General features: G+C 65.9%; 15 protein-coding genes. 8 read left to right on the top strand and 7 right to left on the bottom strand.

Going from position 1 to position 17208, the window contains the following annotated elements:
• Positions 1-21: 21 nt before the first annotated feature.
• The 3 genes from Q2M23_RS08455 to Q2M23_RS08445 are packed head-to-tail and all read right to left on the bottom strand — an operon-like array spanning position 22 to position 2699.
• On the bottom strand, positions 22-1389 hold the full coding sequence (locus tag Q2M23_RS08455) for an epoxide hydrolase family protein (protein WP_229190941.1): 1368 nt from the start codon (positions 1387-1389) through the stop codon (positions 22-24).
• Positions 1386-2036: an isochorismatase family cysteine hydrolase gene (locus tag Q2M23_RS08450; RefSeq protein WP_168858541.1), complete on the bottom strand. Its 651-nt coding sequence runs from the start codon at positions 2034-2036 to the stop codon at positions 1386-1388. The genes Q2M23_RS08455 and Q2M23_RS08450 overlap by 4 nt, the downstream gene beginning before the upstream one ends.
• Positions 2037-2093: 57 nt before the next feature.
• Positions 2094-2699, bottom strand: coding sequence for a VOC family protein (locus Q2M23_RS08445; protein WP_316395310.1), 606 nt, complete (start codon positions 2697-2699; stop codon positions 2094-2096).
• A gap of 122 nt (positions 2700-2821) precedes the next feature.
• Here Q2M23_RS08445 and Q2M23_RS08440 point away from each other — a divergent pair, with 122 nt between their 5' ends.
• From Q2M23_RS08440 to mdlC, 4 genes are all read left to right on the top strand, one after another.
• A complete protein-coding gene (locus tag Q2M23_RS08440) occupies positions 2822-3319 on the top strand; it encodes a helix-turn-helix domain-containing protein (protein WP_316395344.1) in 498 nt (165 codons plus the stop codon).
• Positions 3320-3432: 113 nt separating this feature from the next.
• Positions 3433-3816 carry a tautomerase family protein gene (locus tag Q2M23_RS08435; RefSeq protein WP_016848571.1) on the top strand — a complete coding sequence of 128 codons (384 nt, stop codon included), beginning with the start codon at positions 3433-3435 and terminating at the stop codon, positions 3814-3816.
• 128 nt (positions 3817-3944) lie between these two features.
• The gene (gene blaBJP, locus Q2M23_RS08430) at positions 3945-4832 is read left to right on the top strand and encodes a BJP family subclass B3 metallo-beta-lactamase (protein WP_225648158.1); all 888 of its coding nucleotides are present in this window, start codon (positions 3945-3947) and stop codon (positions 4830-4832) included.
• Positions 4833-5097: 265 nt separating this feature from the next.
• Positions 5098-6726 (top strand): benzoylformate decarboxylase, encoded by a 1629-nt coding sequence (gene mdlC, locus Q2M23_RS08425; protein ID WP_316395309.1) that lies wholly within the window; start codon positions 5098-5100, stop codon positions 6724-6726.
• A gap of 124 nt (positions 6727-6850) precedes the next feature.
• Here the strand turns inward: mdlC and Q2M23_RS08420 are convergent, their stop codons facing one another.
• Entirely contained in the window at positions 6851-8395 is a 1545-nt protein-coding gene (locus tag Q2M23_RS08420) for a 4-hydroxyphenylacetate 3-hydroxylase family protein (RefSeq protein ID WP_316395308.1), read from the bottom strand.
• 91 nt (positions 8396-8486) lie between these two features.
• Between Q2M23_RS08420 and Q2M23_RS08415 the strand changes: the two genes are divergently transcribed.
• Entirely contained in the window at positions 8487-9101 is a 615-nt protein-coding gene (locus tag Q2M23_RS08415) for a TetR/AcrR family transcriptional regulator (protein WP_229190944.1), read from the top strand.
• A gap of 113 nt (positions 9102-9214) precedes the next feature.
• Here the strand turns inward: Q2M23_RS08415 and Q2M23_RS08410 are convergent, their stop codons facing one another.
• Complete coding sequence (locus Q2M23_RS08410; protein ID WP_316395307.1) at positions 9215-10009, bottom strand: SDR family oxidoreductase; 795 nt, start codon at positions 10007-10009, stop codon at positions 9215-9217.
• A 148-nt stretch (positions 10010-10157) separates the two neighbouring features.
• On the bottom strand, positions 10158-10853 hold the full coding sequence (trhA, locus tag Q2M23_RS08405) for a PAQR family membrane homeostasis protein TrhA (protein WP_057019273.1): 696 nt from the start codon (positions 10851-10853) through the stop codon (positions 10158-10160).
• A 194-nt stretch (positions 10854-11047) separates the two neighbouring features.
• Between trhA and Q2M23_RS08400 the strand changes: the two genes are divergently transcribed.
• A complete protein-coding gene (locus Q2M23_RS08400) occupies positions 11048-12511 on the top strand; it encodes a YcjX family protein (RefSeq protein WP_316395306.1) in 1464 nt (487 codons plus the stop codon).
• Complete coding sequence (locus Q2M23_RS08395) at positions 12508-13539, top strand: TIGR01620 family protein (protein WP_316395305.1); 1032 nt, start codon at positions 12508-12510, stop codon at positions 13537-13539. The genes Q2M23_RS08400 and Q2M23_RS08395 overlap by 4 nt, the downstream gene beginning before the upstream one ends.
• 115 nt (positions 13540-13654) lie before the next feature.
• Here the strand turns inward: Q2M23_RS08395 and Q2M23_RS08390 are convergent, their stop codons facing one another.
• Complete coding sequence (locus Q2M23_RS08390) at positions 13655-15196, bottom strand: glycosyltransferase family 39 protein (RefSeq protein ID WP_316395343.1); 1542 nt, start codon at positions 15194-15196, stop codon at positions 13655-13657.
• 220 nt (positions 15197-15416) lie between these two features.
• Between Q2M23_RS08390 and Q2M23_RS08385 the strand changes: the two genes are divergently transcribed.
• Entirely contained in the window at positions 15417-17162 is a 1746-nt protein-coding gene (locus tag Q2M23_RS08385; protein ID WP_410469703.1) for an adenylate/guanylate cyclase domain-containing protein, read from the top strand.
• Positions 17163-17208: the final 46 nt, after the last annotated feature.

The following is a 17208-nucleotide window of genomic DNA, read 5'->3' as shown; positions in this document are numbered from 1 at the left end:
CGGTTCTTGTGCACGTTCAGATCAGCTGCGGAGCGGCCGAAACGCGTCGCGAATTTCCCTGCTGAAGATGTCGGGCTGCTCCCATGCGGCGAAGTGGCCGCCGGCTTCAGCCTGATGGAAGTAGATCAGCTTGTGATAGGCCTTCTCCGCCCAGCTCCGCGGCGCCACGAAGCTCTCGCCGGGAAATGCGGTCACCGCGGCGGGGATCGCGACATTGGCAGGCAGATAAAGGTTGGTCTTGTTTTCCCAGTACAGGCGGCCCGAAGAGATCGCCGTGTTGGTCAGCCAGTAGAGCGTGATGTTGTCGAGCACGTCGTCGCGGGTCAGTGCGCCGGCGGAATGCCCGTTGACCTCGCGCCCGAGCACAGCTGATTGCATCGCGGAGGCCGGCTGGGCATAGCCGTCGCCGTGATCGAGCAGCCAGGCGGCGAGGCCGGCCGGCGAATCCGCAAAGGCCGCAAGCGTCTGCGGGCGCGTGCCCATGATCTGCGCGTAGGCCCGCCGTTTCGCGAATTGAAGCTTGATCTGGTCGAAGGCGTGCTGCTCCTCCGCCGACATATTGTCCGGCGCAGGGCCGCCGGTGATGACCGCCTTGAAGACCTCGGGCGGAACGACACCGGGCAGATTGACGTGGATGCCGAGCAGCTCCGGCGCACCAAGCTTGGCCATCTCATTGGAGACCGGCGAACCCCAGTCACCGCCCTGCGCCACGAACTTGCTGTAACCGAGCCGTTTCATCAATTGCACCCAGGCCCGTGCGATGCGCTGGGGATCCCAGCCGACCGTGGTCGGCTTGCCGGAGAAGCCGTAGCCCGGCATCGACGGGATCACGAGATGGAACGCGTCCGACGCACTGCCGCCATGCGCGGTGGGATTGGTCAGCGGGTCGATGATCTTCATCTGCTCGATGACCGAACCCGGCCAGCCATGCGTGACGATCAGCGGCAGCGCATTGTCATGTTTCGAGCGGACGTGAATGAAGTGAATGTTCACCCCGTCGATTTCGGTGTTGAACTGCGGCAGGGCGTTGAGCCGCGCCTCCACCTTCCGCCAGTCGTAGTCGGTCTGCCAGTAGCGGACGAGATCGCGCAGCATCGCCTGCGGGACGCCCTGGGAGTCGTCATTGACGGTTTCCTTGTCGGACCATCGGGTTGCGGCCAAACGGCGGCGAAGATCGACAAGGTCTTCCTCGGGAATGTCGACGCGGAACGGGCGGATCGCATCGCTGGTGGCCGCTGCGGCGGGATGCGCGGGGAACAGGCTGGCAGCACCGGCAGCAGCCAGGCCCAACGCCGCGCCCGTCAGCAGCCTGCGCCGGTCCTGGTCGATCGCTTCCTGGGTCGATTGGCTTATCGCAATTGCAACGGGCGTCTTCGATGGCGCGCTCATTTGACAGTCTCCTTGGAATGAGAGGCCGCCGGCAACGCCGCGATCACCTCCTTGGTTGTCAGGATGGAATGGGCGTAGGTCGGGCCATTCAGCTCGTGAGCGGCGTGCATCATGTCGTGCGAGAAGGCGGCGGTGGCATCGCGCACCAGCGTCACGTGGTAGCCGAGCTCCATCGCGAAGCGGGCGGTCGATTCGATGCAGGTGTTGGCCAGCAGTCCGACCACGATCACATGCGTGACGCCCTTCTGCTCCAGCAGGAAATCGAGATTGGTGTTGGCGAACCCGCTCTGCCCCCAATGCTCTTGGGCGATCAGGTCGCCAGGCTTGGGCGCAAGGTCCGGATGCCATTCCCCGCCCCATTCGCCGCGCGCAAAGCTATGGCGCTGCATGATCAAGCGTTGAGTCGGATTGGGATGATCCCAATCCTCATAATCGCCCGGCTCCCAGCGACGGTGCGGGACGATCACCACCTGGATGCCGGCGGCCCGGACCGCGCCGTCGAGCTGGCGCAGATTGTCGAGCAGCCCGACCTCGTCGGCGATAGGCTTGATGCGCGGAAAGACCATGCCGCCCTCGGAGAGGAAATCATTGTAAGGATCGACGAGGAGCAGCGCGGTCCGCTCGCGTGGATAGGTGATCTGGGACATCGATCGCTCCTTGGCTATCAGGCGGCCGGTTGGATTTGCTTCAATGACGAGCTCCGTTCACTCGGGCAGCGGCTTGCCGGCCTGTTCGCGGACCATGTACTCGGCGTACCAATCGGGCCAGTTCGCTTCGTGGCCGCCGGTTCGCTTCTCGTGCTCGCCATGGGCCATAGCCGCGCGGCGCAGCGCGGCAGCAAGATCAGCCGATGAGGAGAAATTCGTACTGTTGCCGTCGAATCGCCCGGGCAGGCGTTGCGTCACCTGCTGCAGCAGCCAGACGTTTCCGTCGGGATCATTGAACGTGGCGAGCGACCCGTAACTCGGCCGCTCCGGGTCCGGCCCCTTGATGCGGCCTTCCGCGCCGCGGTGAAACACCTCGCTGACATCGGCGCCACGCGCGATCAGCTCGGCGCGCGCCGCTTCGATATCATTGACGATCAGGAAGCGCGGCAGCGCGGGTCCCGAGCCGAGATGGATCGACGTCGGCGAACCCGGCGGCGTTAGCTGCACGGCGCGCGAGCCGTCGGGCCTGACGAAGTCGGCATCAAGCCGCCAGCCCAGGTCCTGATAGAAGCGCTTGGCGCGATCGACATCCGAGACGGGGATGACGACGACCTCGAGCTTCAAATCGACTTTGGCCGCTGTCGGCCCCGGTTCGGTGGTCATGGCTCACTCCTTGGCGATGACAGATCGGGCCATCGAAGGCCCATTGCATTTGCGATGATGTCGGGTCATATTACTATGAAAATCATAGTCTCAAGCCTGATGAAGAAAACGTGATGACGAAAATGAAGGACAACACGGCTGACCAAACGCTCTGTCCTGTCGCTCGCGCCGAAACCGTCGTGGGCGACCGCTGGACAGTACTGGTTCTGCGCGAACTGTTCGCGCGCAATCATCGCTTCGAGGAGATTCAGGCGCAGTCCGGCGGCACGCCGCAGATGATCACGGCACGGCTGAAAAAGCTGGAAGCGGACGGCCTGGTGACGCGGCGCGTCTACAACAAACGCCCGTTGCGCCACGAATATCACCTCACCGAGAAGGGCGACGCGTTCTTTCCGGTGCTGATGGCGCTGCGCGCCTGGGGCGAGACCTGGTGCAAGTCACCGCGGGAAGGCCGCGCAATAAACTACACCCATCGCGTCTGCGGCAAGCCGGCCGGGCTCGGTCCGGTCTGCGAGTCCTGCGGCGAGCCGGTTCATCGCGCCGACATGGTGGGCGAGCGAACTCCCAAATACCAAAGAGAGCGAGATGCGCGCTGGGAGGCCTTCAAGGCGACCCGCTGAATTCCCCGACGCCGCCGGCGCAAGCGGACGACGCGAGAGCCTTCGCACCGCCGCAGCGTCTCGATCACACGGGGCCGGATCCGGCCGAGCCTCGCACAACACAGGAGACCACCATGCCATTCGTTCGCATCGACCTGAAGCGCGGCAAGTCCGCCGAATATCGCAAGACGCTGGGCGAGATCGTCTACAAGGCGATGCGCGAGGTGATCAACGTGCCCGAGAATGACAAGTTTCAGGTCATCACCGAGCACGACCGTGGCGACCTGAACTACGCCGACAACTATCTCGGCAATACCTACAGCGACGATCTCATCTTCATCCAGATCACCATGAATGCCGGGCGTACCGTCGAGATGAAGAAGGCGTTCTACAAGCGGATCGTGGACGACTATCAGAGCCAGCTGCAGGGACGGCCGGACGATGTTGTCATCAACCTCGTCGAGGTCGCCAAGGAGAACTGGTCGTTCGGTCACGGCATCGCCCAATACGCAAGCTGAACGCAGAACAGGAATGCGCCGGACGGACGGCCGTCAGCCCTGCGGCTTGCCGTCCGCAGCTTGCGGCCGGCGTCGCCAGCACGCATAGTGCCGCCCGTGCACGAACAACAACAAACAGGGAGGCAACCATGAGGACGATCGCAGCCGCGCTGTGCGCGCTCACGCTGATCGCAACCGGTGCGCAGGCACAGACGCTCAAGGACTTCATGGCTGTTGTCATGAAGAAATGGACCGCGCCGTTCGAGCCGTTCCAGCTCATCGACAATATCTACTACGTGGGCACTGACGGGATCGCGGTCTACATCATCAAGACGTCGCAAGGGCTGATCCTGATGGACACGGCGATGCAGCAGTCGACCGGCATGATCAAGGACAACATCGCCAAGCTCGGCTTCAAGGAGGGCGACATCAAGATCATCCTCAACACCCACGCCCATCTCGACCACACCGGCGGCTTTGCCGAGATCAAGAAGGAGACCGGCGCGCAACTGATCGCCGGCGAGCGCGACAAGCCCCTGCTCGAGGGCGGCTATTATCCGGGCGACGAGAACAACGCCGATCTCGCCTTTACGCCGGTGAAGGTCGACCGCACCGTCAAGGAAGGCGACAAGGTGACGCTCGGCGATGTCACGCTGACAGCGCACACCACCCCCGGCCATTCGCCCGGCTGCACCAGCTGGGAGATCACGGTCAAGGATGGCAGCCAGGCGCGCAACGTGCTGTTCTTCTGCAGCGGAACGGTGGCGCTGAACCGGCTGGTCGGCCGTCCGACCTATCCCGGCATCGTCGACGACTACCGCTCGACCTTCACCAAGGTCAAGGCGATGAAGGTCGACGTGCTGCTCGGGCCGCATCCGGAGGTCTACGCCATGCAGGCCAAGCGGGCGCAGATGAAGGACGGCGCGCCGAACCCGTTCGTCAAGCCGGGCGAAAATGCCACCTACGTGGCCGGGCTGGAGCAGGATTTCGACAAGCAGCTCGCCAAGCAGACCGCTGCGCTGCAGAAGGCCAATTAGGTAGTCACCCCGTCATCCTGAGGAGCGCGTAGCGCGCGTCTCGAAGGATGAACGGCCCCGCCGTGGCCGTCGATCCTTCGAGACGCGCGCTACGCGCTCCTCAGGATGACGGGATAGCCGCCTACGCAAATTTGCAGCCGTTGCCGCGGCAACTATGGGCGCAGCGGCTTGACATCGTCAGGCAATCCATCGACAGGTGGATTGCCTTTCCGTTTTTGCCGCCCGCAATGACGGAACGTAACAAGACAGAAATGGGAGCCGCCCGATGTCCTCGCGCAAACCCGCCGCCAGCAAAGGCACGACCGTCACCGTCAAGGACGCCACCTTCGGCCTGCTGCGCGCGTGGGGCATCAAGAAGGTGTTCGGCAATCCCGGCTCGACCGAGCTGCCGTTCCTGAGCGACTGGCCCGACGACATCGACTACGTGCTCGGCCTGCAGGAGGCATCCGTCGTCGGCATGGCCGACGGCTACGCGCTGGCGACGCGCAATGCCGGTTTCGTCAATCTGCATTCGGCGGCCGGCGTCGGCAACGCGCTCGGCAACATCTACAACGCCTATCGCAACCAGACCCCGCTGGTGATCACCGCGGGCCAGCAGGCGCGCTCGATCATGCCGCTGCAGGCCTTCCTCTATGCCGAGCGGGCCTCGGAATTCCCGCGGCCTTACGTGAAATTCGCGGTCGAGCCGGCGCGCGCCGAGGACGTGCCTGCCGCGATCGCGCGCGCCTATTATGTCGCGATGCAGCCGCCCTGCGGGCCGACCTTCGTCTCGGTGCCGATCGACGACTGGGCGCATGCGACGCAGCCGCTCGACGCGCGCCAAGTCAGCCGCGAGATCGGCCCCGACCTGTCGGCGATGCAGGCATTGGCGGCCGCGCTCGGCGAGGCCAAGCGCCCTGCCCTCGTCGTCGGCCCGGCCGTCGATCGGGCCGAGGCAGTCGATCTCATGGTGAAGGTCGCCGAGAAATCAAAAGCCGCGGTCTGGGCCAGCCCGTTCTCGGCGCGCTGCTCGTTCCCCGAACGGCATCCGCAGTTTGCCGGCTTCCTGCATGCCGCGCCGGGCCAGCTCTCCGATGCGCTGCGCGATCACGATCTCGTCGTCGTGGTCGGCGCGCCGGTCTTCACCTTCCATGTCGAGGGCCATGCCGCGATCTTCGACGGTTCGACCACGATCTTCCAGATCACCGACGATCCGGACGCCGCGGCGATGACGCCGACCGGCCACAGCATCGTCGCGACCATGAAGCCCGCGCTGACAGCGCTGCTCGAGATGCTGCTTGAGACGAAACGCACCGCGCCGGCTGGCCGTGTCCTGCCGCCGGCTCCGGCCGCCGGCGACCCGATCCCTGCCGAATACGCGCTGCATGCGCTCTCGGCCGCGATGGGGCCGTATGATGCGCTGGTCGAGGAAATACCGTCGCATCGCCCGCTGATGCAGAAGGCGATGCCGATGCACGGCCAGGACAGCTTCTACACCATGGCGAGCGGCGGCCTCGGCTACAGCCTGCCGGCAGCGGTCGGCATGGCGCTCGGTCGACGTCAGGGACGCACGGTTTGCCTGATCGGCGACGGCTCGGCGATGTATTCGATCCAGGCGCTGTGGACATCGGCGCAGCGCAAGCTGCCGCTGACGGTCGTCGTGCTGAACAATTCCGGCTACGGCGCGATGCGCTCATTCAGCCAGGTGATGCAGGTGCGCAACGTGCCGGGCCTCGATCTGCCCGGCATCGATTTCGTCAAGCTCGCCGAAGGCCTGGGCTGCGACGCCGTGCGGGTGACGAAATCAGCCGAGCTCGCCGGCGCCTACCAGCGCGCGCTGTCGCATCAAGGCACCAGCCTGATCGAGGTGATGGTCGATTCCGCGGTGCCGCTGCTCTACACGCAGAAGAGCTGAGCGGCAATCTCGCCACGTCATTGCGAGCGAAGCGAAGCAATCCATCTTTCGGCAAGTGGAGATATGGATTGCTTCGTCGCTGCCGCTCCTCGCAATGACGGCTGGACATATATTCGCAACCTTATTACGAGGGCATTGGATCGCCGAGCATGGGCGCCGCTGACGGCGTCGGCACCTCGCAGCCGGAGGCGCAGCAGCGTCCGGGCTGCTTCGACACCCGTTGTCCCTGGTCGACGAGGTCGCGGCCGAGCAAATTCTCGACCAGCTCGGCCTTCTCCATCACCGGATAGTTGCGCCAGATCTCGCGCTTCATCGCCTCCGGCGAGCCGCCGCCGTGCAACGAGATCACTGAATACCAGCCGGCTTCGTGCGAGACGGTGAGGTCCTCGATCAGCCGCGCCACCTCGGCGCGCTGCTCGGCCGGGATATCGGGACGTCCGCCCATGACAGCGGCAAGCGAGGCGCGCGTTTCCGGATTGTGATCCTCGTCGGGACCCGGCAGCGCGACGATCAGCCCGCCGGAGACGTAATGCGCGACGCGGTGCATGTCGTAGATCTTGGTCGCCAGCAGCAGCTTGCCGATGTTGGAGAACACCGCATCCGGCATCACCGAGCCCGCCGGATCCTTCGTGCAGTAGACCGAGGAGGCGACGCCGCAGGCATAGAAACTCTCGGTGATGGTGATCAGCTCGACCATCGCCTCGCGGATATGCGCATGCTTCTCGGCATCGAGCCCGTTGGCCTCGATCATCAGCGCGCCGGCGCCGATCAGGAGATCGCCGAAGCCGGCGCGGGCGCCGATGCAGGAATGCCGGTGATGCGTCGCGTAGGAGGTGGTGAGGAAGCCGCCCTCCTCGGTCTCGCCGGCGAGGAACACGCGGTCATGCGGCACGAACACGTCGTCGAACATCACGACGCCGACCGACTGACCGTACTTCGCCGAGAATTTCGCCGCGGCATCGCCGGGCCGGCCGGCCGGACGCGCGACGATGGTGACGCCGGGCGCATCGACCGGCACGGCGCAACAGACGGCAAAATCCTTGTCGACAGGCACATGGGTGCGGCACGGCATGACAAGGAATTCGTGCATGTAAGGCGCGCCGGTCACGATCGCCTTGGTGCCGCGGATCACGATGCCGTCGGGCCGGCGCTCCTTGATATGGACGTAGACGTCCGCATTGGCCTGCAGGCCGGGACGCTTGGAGCGGTCGCCCTTCGCATCGGTCATGGCGATGCCGAGCGTCAGATCCTGGTCCTGAACCTCGTGCAGATAGTTGAGGAAGCGCTGGCTGTAATCGGTGCCGTGGCGATCGTCGGTCAGCCTGGTCGCCTGAAAGAGACCGTTCAGCGCATCATGGGTCAGGTAGCGCTGCGCGCAGCCCGACGTCTTGCACACCAGCCGCACCGCCTCGAGCTTGTCGAGCAGGTCCTGCGAGCTCCGATCGATGTGGAGCATGCGGTTGACGGTCTTGCCCGAGGTACCCTGCCGCGCCGTCATGATCGGCACATGCTCGGGCTGTAGCGCGAAATCATAGGTCACGCCGACGCCTGCCACGCCGGGCGCCAGCAACGGCTCGTCCGCGACGCTCGCAACGGCCGCGCCGTTGATGAACACACGCGGTTTGTAGCGGCGCAGGGATTCCCGGTAGTCCGCAGCCGTCATCAGCATGGCGCTTCTCCCTTGCTCATTTATTCTAACACTGTTAAATTATCTAACGCTGTTAGAATTGAGTCAAGAACGGATTTGCCGGGCCATGCAGATGCGCGAGAGCAGGAAGGAAGCGGTCAGCCGCCACAAGCGGGAACTGATCCTCGACGCGGCGCGCAGCGTGTTCGCGGAGGAAGGCCTCGAGGGCGCGAGCCTGCGGGCGATCGCGACGCGGGCCGGCTACACGCCGGCGGCGCTGTATTTCCATTTCGATTCCAAGGAGGCGATCTACGCCGAGGTGCTGCGGCAATCGCTGGCCTCGCTCGGCGAAGCCGTCAGTGCGGCGGTCGCGACGACGCGCGGCGCCAAGCAGAAGCTGCACGCAGCAGGCATGGGCTTCTTCCGCTATTACGCGGAGAACCCGCGCGACCTCGATCTCGGCTTCTACTTGTTCCGCGGCGGCATGAAGCCGGCCGGGCTCGGCCATGACCGCGATCACGCGCTGAACGCCGCGCTGGAGGCGGCGCTGCATCCGATCGCCGAAGCCGCAGAGGCGCTCGGCGCCTCCAGGTCGAAGGCGAACACGGTGATGGTGGACTGCTTCGCGCATGCGACCGGCCTCCTGCTGCTATTGCACACCGGCCGCATCAGGATGTTCGGCGCCTCGGCACCCGATTTGATGGATGCCTATCTGCGCGACAGGATCGCACAGATCGCAAAGGAGTGAGGCGCCTCAGTTGCGCGGCCGATATCGTAGCTCGGATGAAGCGCAGCGAAATCCGGGATTCACGCGCGCACGTTCGACCCGGATTACGTTTCGCACCATCCGGGCTACAGGTCTCACTTCCCGTGCGCTTCCCGCATCTTGGCCTGGATCTTGGCCATGCCGCCGATCCAGCGGTCGTAATTCTCGGTCTTCTTGCGCATGTAGCCGAGCACCTGCGGATGCGGCAGGATCAGGAAGGTCTCCTGCTCGATGCCCTTGAGTGCATCCTGCGCGACCTGCTCGGCGGAAAGATCGCCGTCGCCGGATTGCGGGCCCTTCGGGATCGAGCGCAGCATGTTGGTGTCGACGCCCTGCGGGCAGAGGATCGAGACCTTGATGTTGTCGGCGCGGTGCGAGATCGCGAGGTTTTCCGCAAAGCCGACCGCGGCGTGCTTGGTGGTCGAATAGGCCGGGCTGCCGACCTGCGACAAGAGGCCCGCGGCCGAGATCGTGTTGAGGAAATAGCCGCCGCCGCGCGTCTTCATGCGCGGCACCAGATGCCGCGCGGCATAGACATGCGCCATCACATGGATCGCCCAGCTCCGCGACCACGGCTCGTCCGAGGTGCCGCCGGCGTTCACCGACAGCGGATCGAAGCCGCCGCCGATGCCGGCATTGGAGCAGAACAGCGCGATCGGGCCGAACATGCGCTCGGTCTCGTCGATCACATGCAGGATGTTCTTCTCCTGCCCGACGTCGCATTTGAAGGCGGCACCACCGACCGTGGCCGCGACCTTCTCGGCCGCGCCATGATCGAGGTCGACGACCACGACCTTCGATGTGCCCGCGGCATGGAACGCCTCGCACAGCGCCTTGCCGATGCCATTGCCACCGCCGGTGACCACCACAACCTTACCTGCCACCTGCATGGCCATCCTCCCGATATCTTGATTTCAGCGCATGATCCGGAGAGCCGGTCTCATGTTCAAACAGAGGGATCATGATATCCCATCTTTTGCCGATGCATGATCTTTTCGCGAGGCCGGCCCGGCCCTGTGCGTAACGCTGGCGGACCGCTCAGCTCGCCAACACGACGTCGAACACGGCCGTGTAGTGGCAGGCGGCCCCGAGCAGCACGAAGCAGTGCCAGATCGCGTTCTGGAAGCGCAGCCGCCGCCAGGAGTGGAAGATCACGCCCAGGCTGTAGAGGATGCCGCCGGCCAGCACGAAGCCGAGCGCCATCGCCGGCAGTGCCTTCACGACGCGGTCGTAGAGCATGATGCCGCTCCAGCCCATCGCGAGATAAAGCCCGATCGAGAGCCGGTCGAAGCGGCCGGGATAGCGCAACTTCAGCCAGATCCCGACGATCGCCACGCACCACACCCCGACCAGCAGCGCGATCGCGAAGGTGCTGTCCTTCAGTTCCACGATGAACGGCGTGTAGGTCGCGGCGATCAGCAGATAGATCGCGGAATGATCGAAGCGCCGCAGCACCCATTTGGCGCGCGACACCGGCCACAGATTATAGGTCGCCGACAGCACCAGCATCGCGAGCAGGCCGGCGACATAGACCGACACCACGGCGATGTCGAACGGGCCGGCATAGACCGCGGTCAGCACGATCAGCGCGGTGGCGGCGACCAGCCCGAAAGCGACGCCGACGAGATGGACGACGCCGTCGGCGATCAGCTCGGCACGGTCGTAGTTCCACAGCGCGGCGCCGGCCGCGTGGATCGAGGTCGAGGCAAGTTGCTTCAGGCGGAAGACCGTCATGCAGGCTTTCCCGTGGGCCGATGGACGATGGGTAGCGCGGGTGGTCTGACGCGTTCAATTCCCCTGCCCCCCGACAACCCCTCGCCTGCAAAGGCGCCGGAAATGTGAAGCTTGATTTTGGCCCGATAATCGCCACCTTGCGGGTGATCGCCCGCCCCTTTTGGTCCCTCCTGCCGGGTTTTCGTTAACCCTCCATGCCCCCCAGCTTCACTGATATCGTCGAGGAAGCCCGTCTCTCGGCGCGGGCGCTGCTCGACTATGGCGAGGGCTTCTTCAACCCGACGGTGCGGCTCGGGGTCACCGGCCTGTCGCGCGCCGGCAAGACCGTGTTCATCACCGCGCTGGTGCACGGCCTGACCCGCGGCGGCCGCTTCCCGGTGTTCGAGGCCTATGCCTCGGGGCGGATCGCGAGCGCCTATCTCGCCCCGCAGCCCGACGATGCGGTGCCGCGCTTCGCCTATGAGAACCATGTCCGGACATTGGTCGAGGAGCGACGCTGGCCGAGCTCGACCACCGACATCTCCGAGCTCCGTCTCGTGATCGAGTATCAGCGGCAAAATGGCGCGGACCGCACGCTGACCCTCGATATCGTCGACTATCCCGGCGAGTGGCTGCTCGACCTGCCGCTGCTCAACAAGAGCTACGAGCAATGGTCGGCGGAGAGCCTTGCGCTGTCGCGCGAGCCGCTGCGCGCAAAACTCGCGACGTCCTGGCACGCGCATCTCGCGACGCTGAAGCCCGAAGCCAAAGAGGACGAGCAGGCCGCGCTCACCGAAGCACGCCTGTTCACCGACTATCTGCGCGCCTGCCGCGACGAGCGCTTCGCGATGAGCCTGTTGCCGCCCGGCCGCTTCCTGATGCCCGGCAATCTCGCCGACACGCCGGCACTCACCTTTGCGCCGCTCGACGTGCCCGCAGGCGGCAGCGCGGGTGACGGCTCGCTATGGGCGATGATGCGGCGGCGCTTTGAAGCCTACAAGGACGTCGTGGTGCGGCCGTTCTTCCGCGACCATTTCGCGCGGCTCGACCGCCAGATCGTGCTGGCCGATGCGCTCGCCGCATTCAATGCCGGCCCCGAGGCGCTGCACGATCTCGAGGCCGCACTCGCCGGCATTCTCGACTGCTTCCGGATCGGCCGCAGCACGATCCTGAGCGCGCTGTTCCGGCCGCGCATCGACCGCATCCTGTTCGCGGCCACCAAGGCCGACCATCTGCACCACCAGAGCCACGACCGGCTGGAGGCCGTGCTGCGGCGGATCGTGGCCAAGGCCGCCGAGCGCGCCGAATATGCCGGCGCCGATATCGACGTCGTCGCGCTCGCCGCGGTGCGCGCCACGCGCGAGGCGCAGGTCCAGCGCGGGCGCGACCGGCTGCCGTCGATCCTCGGCACGCCGGCGCCGGGCGAGGTCGCCAATGGCGAGCGGCTCGACGGCGAGACGGAAGTTGCGACCTTTCCGGGCGACCTGCCCGATAATCCGGAGGAGCTGTTCAACGGCGGTTTCCGCGGCCTCTCAAGCTCGGACACCGAGGCCGTAGACTACCGCTTCCTGCGCTTCCGTCCGCCAAAGCTGGAACGAAACGGCGATGCAGAGCCGGTGCTGCCTCACATCCGCCTTGACCGCGCCCTTCAGTTCCTGATCGGAGACAAACTGCAATGAACGAGAAGACGCCCCCGCGGCGGCCGGCGACGTTCAAGCTCGACGATCCCGGCGTGGTCGTGATGGATCCGGACGACGGCAGCCGCCTCACCCGCGGCACGATCCAGATCGTGCCCGAGGCCGAGCCCGCGCAGCTCCCGGTCCCGGTCGATACGCCGCTGGTGCCGGCGCGCCGCGGCTTCCGCTGGGGCACACTGTTCTGGAGCGCGGTCGCGGGCCTCGTGGTGCTCGGCACCGGGCTTGGCGTCCTCAACCTGGTCGAGGACCTGTTCGCACGCAATGAAGGCCTCGGCGTCCTCGGGCTGGGACTCGCCGTCATCGCCGCGGTTGCGCTCGCCGTCGTGACCACGCGCGAGCTCGTCGGCCTGGCAAGGCTTGCGACGATCGAGAAGCTGCATCTGCGCGCCGCCGAGGTGCTGATCAGCGACGACCGGGCCGCGAGCCGCGCGATCGTTGCCGATTTGCTCAAGCTCGCGCACCAGACCCCGCAGCTCGCTCGCGCCCGCAGCGAGCTGCAGAGCCACACCGACGACATCATCGACGGCGCCGACATGATCCGCCTCGCCGAGCGCGAGCTGATGACACCGCTCGATGAGGAAGCGCGACGGCTGGTGTCGACGGCCGCGCAGCGCGTCTCGGTCGTCACCGCGGTCAGCCCGCGCGCGCTGTTCGACGTGCTGTTCGTGTTCGTGGCGAGCTTGCGGATGATCCGCCAACTGGCGCGGCTCTATGGCGGCCGGCCCGGCGCGCTCGGCATGATCCGACTGCTGCGCCACGTCATCGCGCATCTCGCGATCACCGGCGGCATGGCGGCCAGCGACAGCCTGATCCAGCAGATGCTCGGTCACGGCATCGCGGCAAAACTGTCACAACGCCTCGGCGAAGGCATGCTCAACGGCCTGTTGACCGCCCGGCTCGGCCTCGCCGCGATCGACGTCACCCGCCCGCTTCCCTTCAACGCCCTGCCGCGCCCGGCGCTGACGGATCTCGCGAAAGACCTGATCCGCAAGCGCGAGGAAGAGGAATGAGGTGCTTGCCTCGCCCCGCTTGCGGGGAGAGGCCGGAATTTTCGCGAAGCGCAAATTTCGGGTGAGGGGGAGTCTCCGCGAGACCAACTCTCGCCGTCCCCGTGGAGACTCCCCCTCATCCCGACCTTCGCAGAGCGAGCTCTGATCGTCTCGTCCCCGCAAGCGGGGAGAAGGAGGAGGCCAGCACGCGCCAGCGGAAGAAGGTGGTGTCCGGCGGCGGCGACAGATCGGGGGTCCAGCCGCTGATCTTCTCCAGCGCATAGGTGTCCATCACCATGCCGCGCCAGCTGCGCGTCACGCGCTCCAGCGGCTGGCGCACCGCTGATGTCTCGCTCCACAGCGGCAGATTGTTCTCGGACTCGCGCCCGACATAAATGCCGGCGTGATCGCGGATCTTGCTCATGCCGGGATCGGCAAAGCCCTGGAAGCGGCCGCGTTCGTTGATTTCGATGACCGTCACCTTCCCGCGCAGCAACCAGCGCAGCATCGCATAGGTGCGATAATCCGTGGTCGCGACCCAGGTCGCGCCGGTCGCCTCAACCTGCGCCAGCGTGCGCGCAGCCACCACATCGTAGCCCGCCTCGGTGCCGATCGGATCGGTGCGGCCGATCAGATTCCACGGCGCGAACATGTAGTAGAGGAAGACGCAGACGACGAACACGATGCCTGATGTGATCGCGGTCCGCGCCCAATATACCGTCGATTTGACGAGCTCGACCGACCAGCCCTCGAACGGCATCCGCGTGACGTTGATCGCGACCGCCGCAAATCCGGCTGGCCACAAAAACATCGGCCAGGTGTCGCCGACCCGCAGCGTCAAGGACTTCCAGAGGAAGTAGATGAACGGCACCAAGACCGCGGTCGCCAGCAGGATCGCAACCGGCTCGCGCTTGCGATAGCCACGCCATGCCGTCAGCGCGGTGCCGAACAGCGTCACCGGCAGCAGCACGAAGCCGACCAGGCCGAACTGCATGCCGACGAATTCGCCGACGGTGCGCAGCGTGAAGGCGCGCTCGGCGGTGGCGCGCACCGCCTGGAAGCGGAACGAGGCCCAGTCGTGCTCGGCATTCCAGATCAGCACCGGCGAGAACACAACGATCGCGATCAGCACGGCAAGATACGGATACGGGCTGCGCAGCCAGCGCCAGCGCCAATCCGGCACCAGCGCAAAGGCGAGCACCGCCGGCGCGAACATGATCGCGGTGAATTTCGACAGCAGCGCCAGCCCGGCAAATAGCCCCGCGGCGAGCCACCAGCGCCCGTCACCGCTTTGCGCAAGCCGCACCAGCGACCACAGCATCGCCACCGAAAACGGGATCAGCGCCGTATCCGGCGCGACCTTGGCCATCAAGAGGCCGTAATACAGCGCCGCCTCCGGCAGCAGCAGCGCCAGCATCACGGCGCGGACGTTGTTGGCCGTCACGCGGCGGACGATGTCGGCGAGCAGGAGCTGGGTGGCCAGCATCGCGACGATGCCGCCGAGGCGGACGCCGAGATTGGTGTCGCCGAGGATCGCGGTGCCGAAGCGGATGAACCAGGCGACCATCGGCGGATGGTCGAGGAACGACAGCACGTTTTCCTTCGACCAGGTCCAGTAATAGGCCTCGTCGGTGCGCAGATCGAGCGCATGGGCGTAGACCAACCGCATCGCGGTCATGGCAACGATCACGGCGATGACGCCCCGCCAGTCCGGCGCGCGCGAACGGGCCGGCTTAACGCTGTTGTTATCGGCTCCAGGTTCGGCTTGGGCTATCGTCACGGCGCGCTTTTTGTTCGACTCTTAACGGAGTGTCAACGTGCCGCGCGGCCCGCTCTCACGGCTGGTCCGGACCCGCGGTGGTGTTCAGCGCGGGAATTAACCACTAGACTTGCCGATCATGAATCACATGGCCTCCCCCTCGCGCGAGCACTTGCAGGACATGGCCCGCGGTATCGGCCTGCGGCAGGTCCGCATCGTCACGGGGGCGATCATGTTCGCCTACCTGACCAGCCATTTCCTCAACCACGCGCTCGGCAATATCTCGACGCAGGCGCTGGCGATCGGGGTCTACTACCACACCGAGTTCTGGCAGTTCCTGCCGGTCGCGATCGTGTTCTACAGCGCCTGCCTGGTGCATACCGGGCTCGGCATCTGGGCACTCTATCAGCGCCGCGAGTTCCACTGGAAGGCGATCGAGCCGCTGCAACTCACGCTCGGCCTCAGCATCCCGATGCTGATCGTCGCCCACGTCGTCGGCGTACGGCTCGGCCAGACCCTGTACGGGCACGAGAAGCTCTACCCCCAGGAGCTGTACACCTTCTTCATCGCCTCGCCGAACCGGCTGTGGCAGATGCTGGCGGTGCTGGTGATCGCCTGGGTGCATGGCTGCATCGGCCTGTATTTCTGGCTGCGGCTGCGTCCGTTCTTCAAGCGCGCCGCGCCGTTCCTGCTCGCCGGAGCCGTGCTGATCCCGACCCTGGCGATGCTCGGCGTCTACCAGGGCGGCCGCGCCACGGTCGCGGATTATCAAGATCCCGACTGGCGGCGCGAGGAGCTGTCGGTGCAGAAGCTCGGCACAGCGGCGCAGGGGAGCACGCTCGAGAAGATCACCGACGGCCTGACCATCGGCTATCTCGGCCTGCTCGGCCTCGTGCTGCTGGCGCGCGGCGCGCGGGCCCTGCTGGAGCGTCGCGGCGGCATGATCGCATTGTCCTACGGCAACGGCCGCACGCTGCGGGTACCGAAGGGATTGAGCGTGCTGGAAGCAAGCCTGCGCTACAACGTGCCGCATGCGAGCGTCTGCGGCGGCCGCGCACGCTGCTCGACCTGCCGCATCCGCATCATCGGCGACCACGCCGGATTGCCCGAGCCCTCGCCGCGCGAAGCCTTCGTGCTGCACCGGGTCGGCAATGACGATCCGTCGATCCGGCTGGCCTGCCAGTTGCGGCCGACCGCCGACCTGAATTTCTTCCAGCTGTTCCTGCCGAGCACGACGTCGGCCAACGCCCACGCCGCCAATCCGGCACGGGTCGGCCAGGAGCGCTATCTGGTCAGCATGTTCGTCGACATGCGCGGCTCGACCCAGCTTGCCGAGAAGCGGCTGCCGTTCGACACCGTGTTCATCGTCAACCGCTTCCTCGGCGCGGTGTCGCAGGCGGTGCTGGAGGCCGGCGGGCGGCCCAACCAGTTCATCGGCGACGGCATGCTGGCGCTGTTCGGGCTTGCCACCGACCGGCAGGTGGCCTGCCGCCAGGCGTTGCGCGCGGCGGCGCTGATCGCAACCCATATCGACGAGCTGAATCAATTCCTGAGCCACGATCTGCGTGAGCCGATCCGCTTCGGCATTGGCATCCATGGCGGCGAGGTGATCGTCGGCGATATCGGCTATCGCGACCACATGGTGTTCACCGCGCTCGGCGATGCCGTCAACGTCGCGGCACGGCTGCAGGACATGACCAAGGCGCTGGCCTGCGAGGCGATCATCTCGGACGAGGTGCGCGTCACCGCCGGGCTCGCCGACGATGCCCTGCCGGCGCAGGAGGTCGCGATCCGCGGCCGCAACGAGCCGATGACCGTGCGCACGGTCGAAAAGACGCAGCTCCTATCGACGCTGGTCGACGACCGGCGTGCCGTCGCGGCCTGACCGGTTCATCTCCGCTTCAGCCCAATGTGACCTGCCGCACACCCGC

This window comes from Bradyrhizobium sp. 33ap4 (genome assembly GCF_032654765.1).
GTDB lineage: Bacteria > Pseudomonadota > Alphaproteobacteria > Rhizobiales > Xanthobacteraceae > Bradyrhizobium > Bradyrhizobium australafricanum.
This window is presented reverse-complemented; position numbering and strand designations above follow the sequence as displayed.

Excerpts from the sequence above, each read along its gene's own strand:
- Q2M23_RS08400 (WP_316395306.1), top strand. The coding sequence starts at position 11,048 with ATGCCCCCCAGCTTCACTGATATCGTCGAGGAAGCCCGTCTCTCGGCG.
- Q2M23_RS08420 (WP_316395308.1), bottom strand. The coding sequence starts at position 8,395 with ATGCTGATGACGGCTGCGGACTACCGGGAATCCCTGCGCCGCTACAAA.
- Q2M23_RS08440 (WP_316395344.1), top strand. The coding sequence starts at position 2,822 with ATGAAGGACAACACGGCTGACCAAACGCTCTGTCCTGTCGCTCGCGCC.
- trhA (WP_057019273.1), bottom strand. The coding sequence starts at position 10,853 with ATGACGGTCTTCCGCCTGAAGCAACTTGCCTCGACCTCGATCCACGCG.
- Q2M23_RS08415 (WP_229190944.1), top strand. The coding sequence starts at position 8,487 with ATGCGCGAGAGCAGGAAGGAAGCGGTCAGCCGCCACAAGCGGGAACTG.
- Q2M23_RS08395 (WP_316395305.1), top strand. The coding sequence starts at position 12,508 with ATGAACGAGAAGACGCCCCCGCGGCGGCCGGCGACGTTCAAGCTCGAC.
- Q2M23_RS08435 (WP_016848571.1), top strand. The coding sequence starts at position 3,433 with ATGCCATTCGTTCGCATCGACCTGAAGCGCGGCAAGTCCGCCGAATAT.
- mdlC (WP_316395309.1), top strand. The coding sequence starts at position 5,098 with ATGTCCTCGCGCAAACCCGCCGCCAGCAAAGGCACGACCGTCACCGTC.
- Q2M23_RS08445 (WP_316395310.1), bottom strand. The coding sequence starts at position 2,699 with ATGACCACCGAACCGGGGCCGACAGCGGCCAAAGTCGATTTGAAGCTC.
- Q2M23_RS08385 (WP_410469703.1), top strand. The coding sequence starts at position 15,417 with ATGAATCACATGGCCTCCCCCTCGCGCGAGCACTTGCAGGACATGGCC.
- Q2M23_RS08450 (WP_168858541.1), bottom strand. The coding sequence starts at position 2,036 with ATGTCCCAGATCACCTATCCACGCGAGCGGACCGCGCTGCTCCTCGTC.
- blaBJP (WP_225648158.1), top strand. The coding sequence starts at position 3,945 with ATGAGGACGATCGCAGCCGCGCTGTGCGCGCTCACGCTGATCGCAACC.
- Q2M23_RS08390 (WP_316395343.1), bottom strand. The coding sequence starts at position 15,196 with ATGACCGCGATGCGGTTGGTCTACGCCCATGCGCTCGATCTGCGCACC.
- Q2M23_RS08410 (WP_316395307.1), bottom strand. The coding sequence starts at position 10,009 with ATGCAGGTGGCAGGTAAGGTTGTGGTGGTCACCGGCGGTGGCAATGGC.
- Q2M23_RS08455 (WP_229190941.1), bottom strand. The coding sequence starts at position 1,389 with ATGAGCGCGCCATCGAAGACGCCCGTTGCAATTGCGATAAGCCAATCG.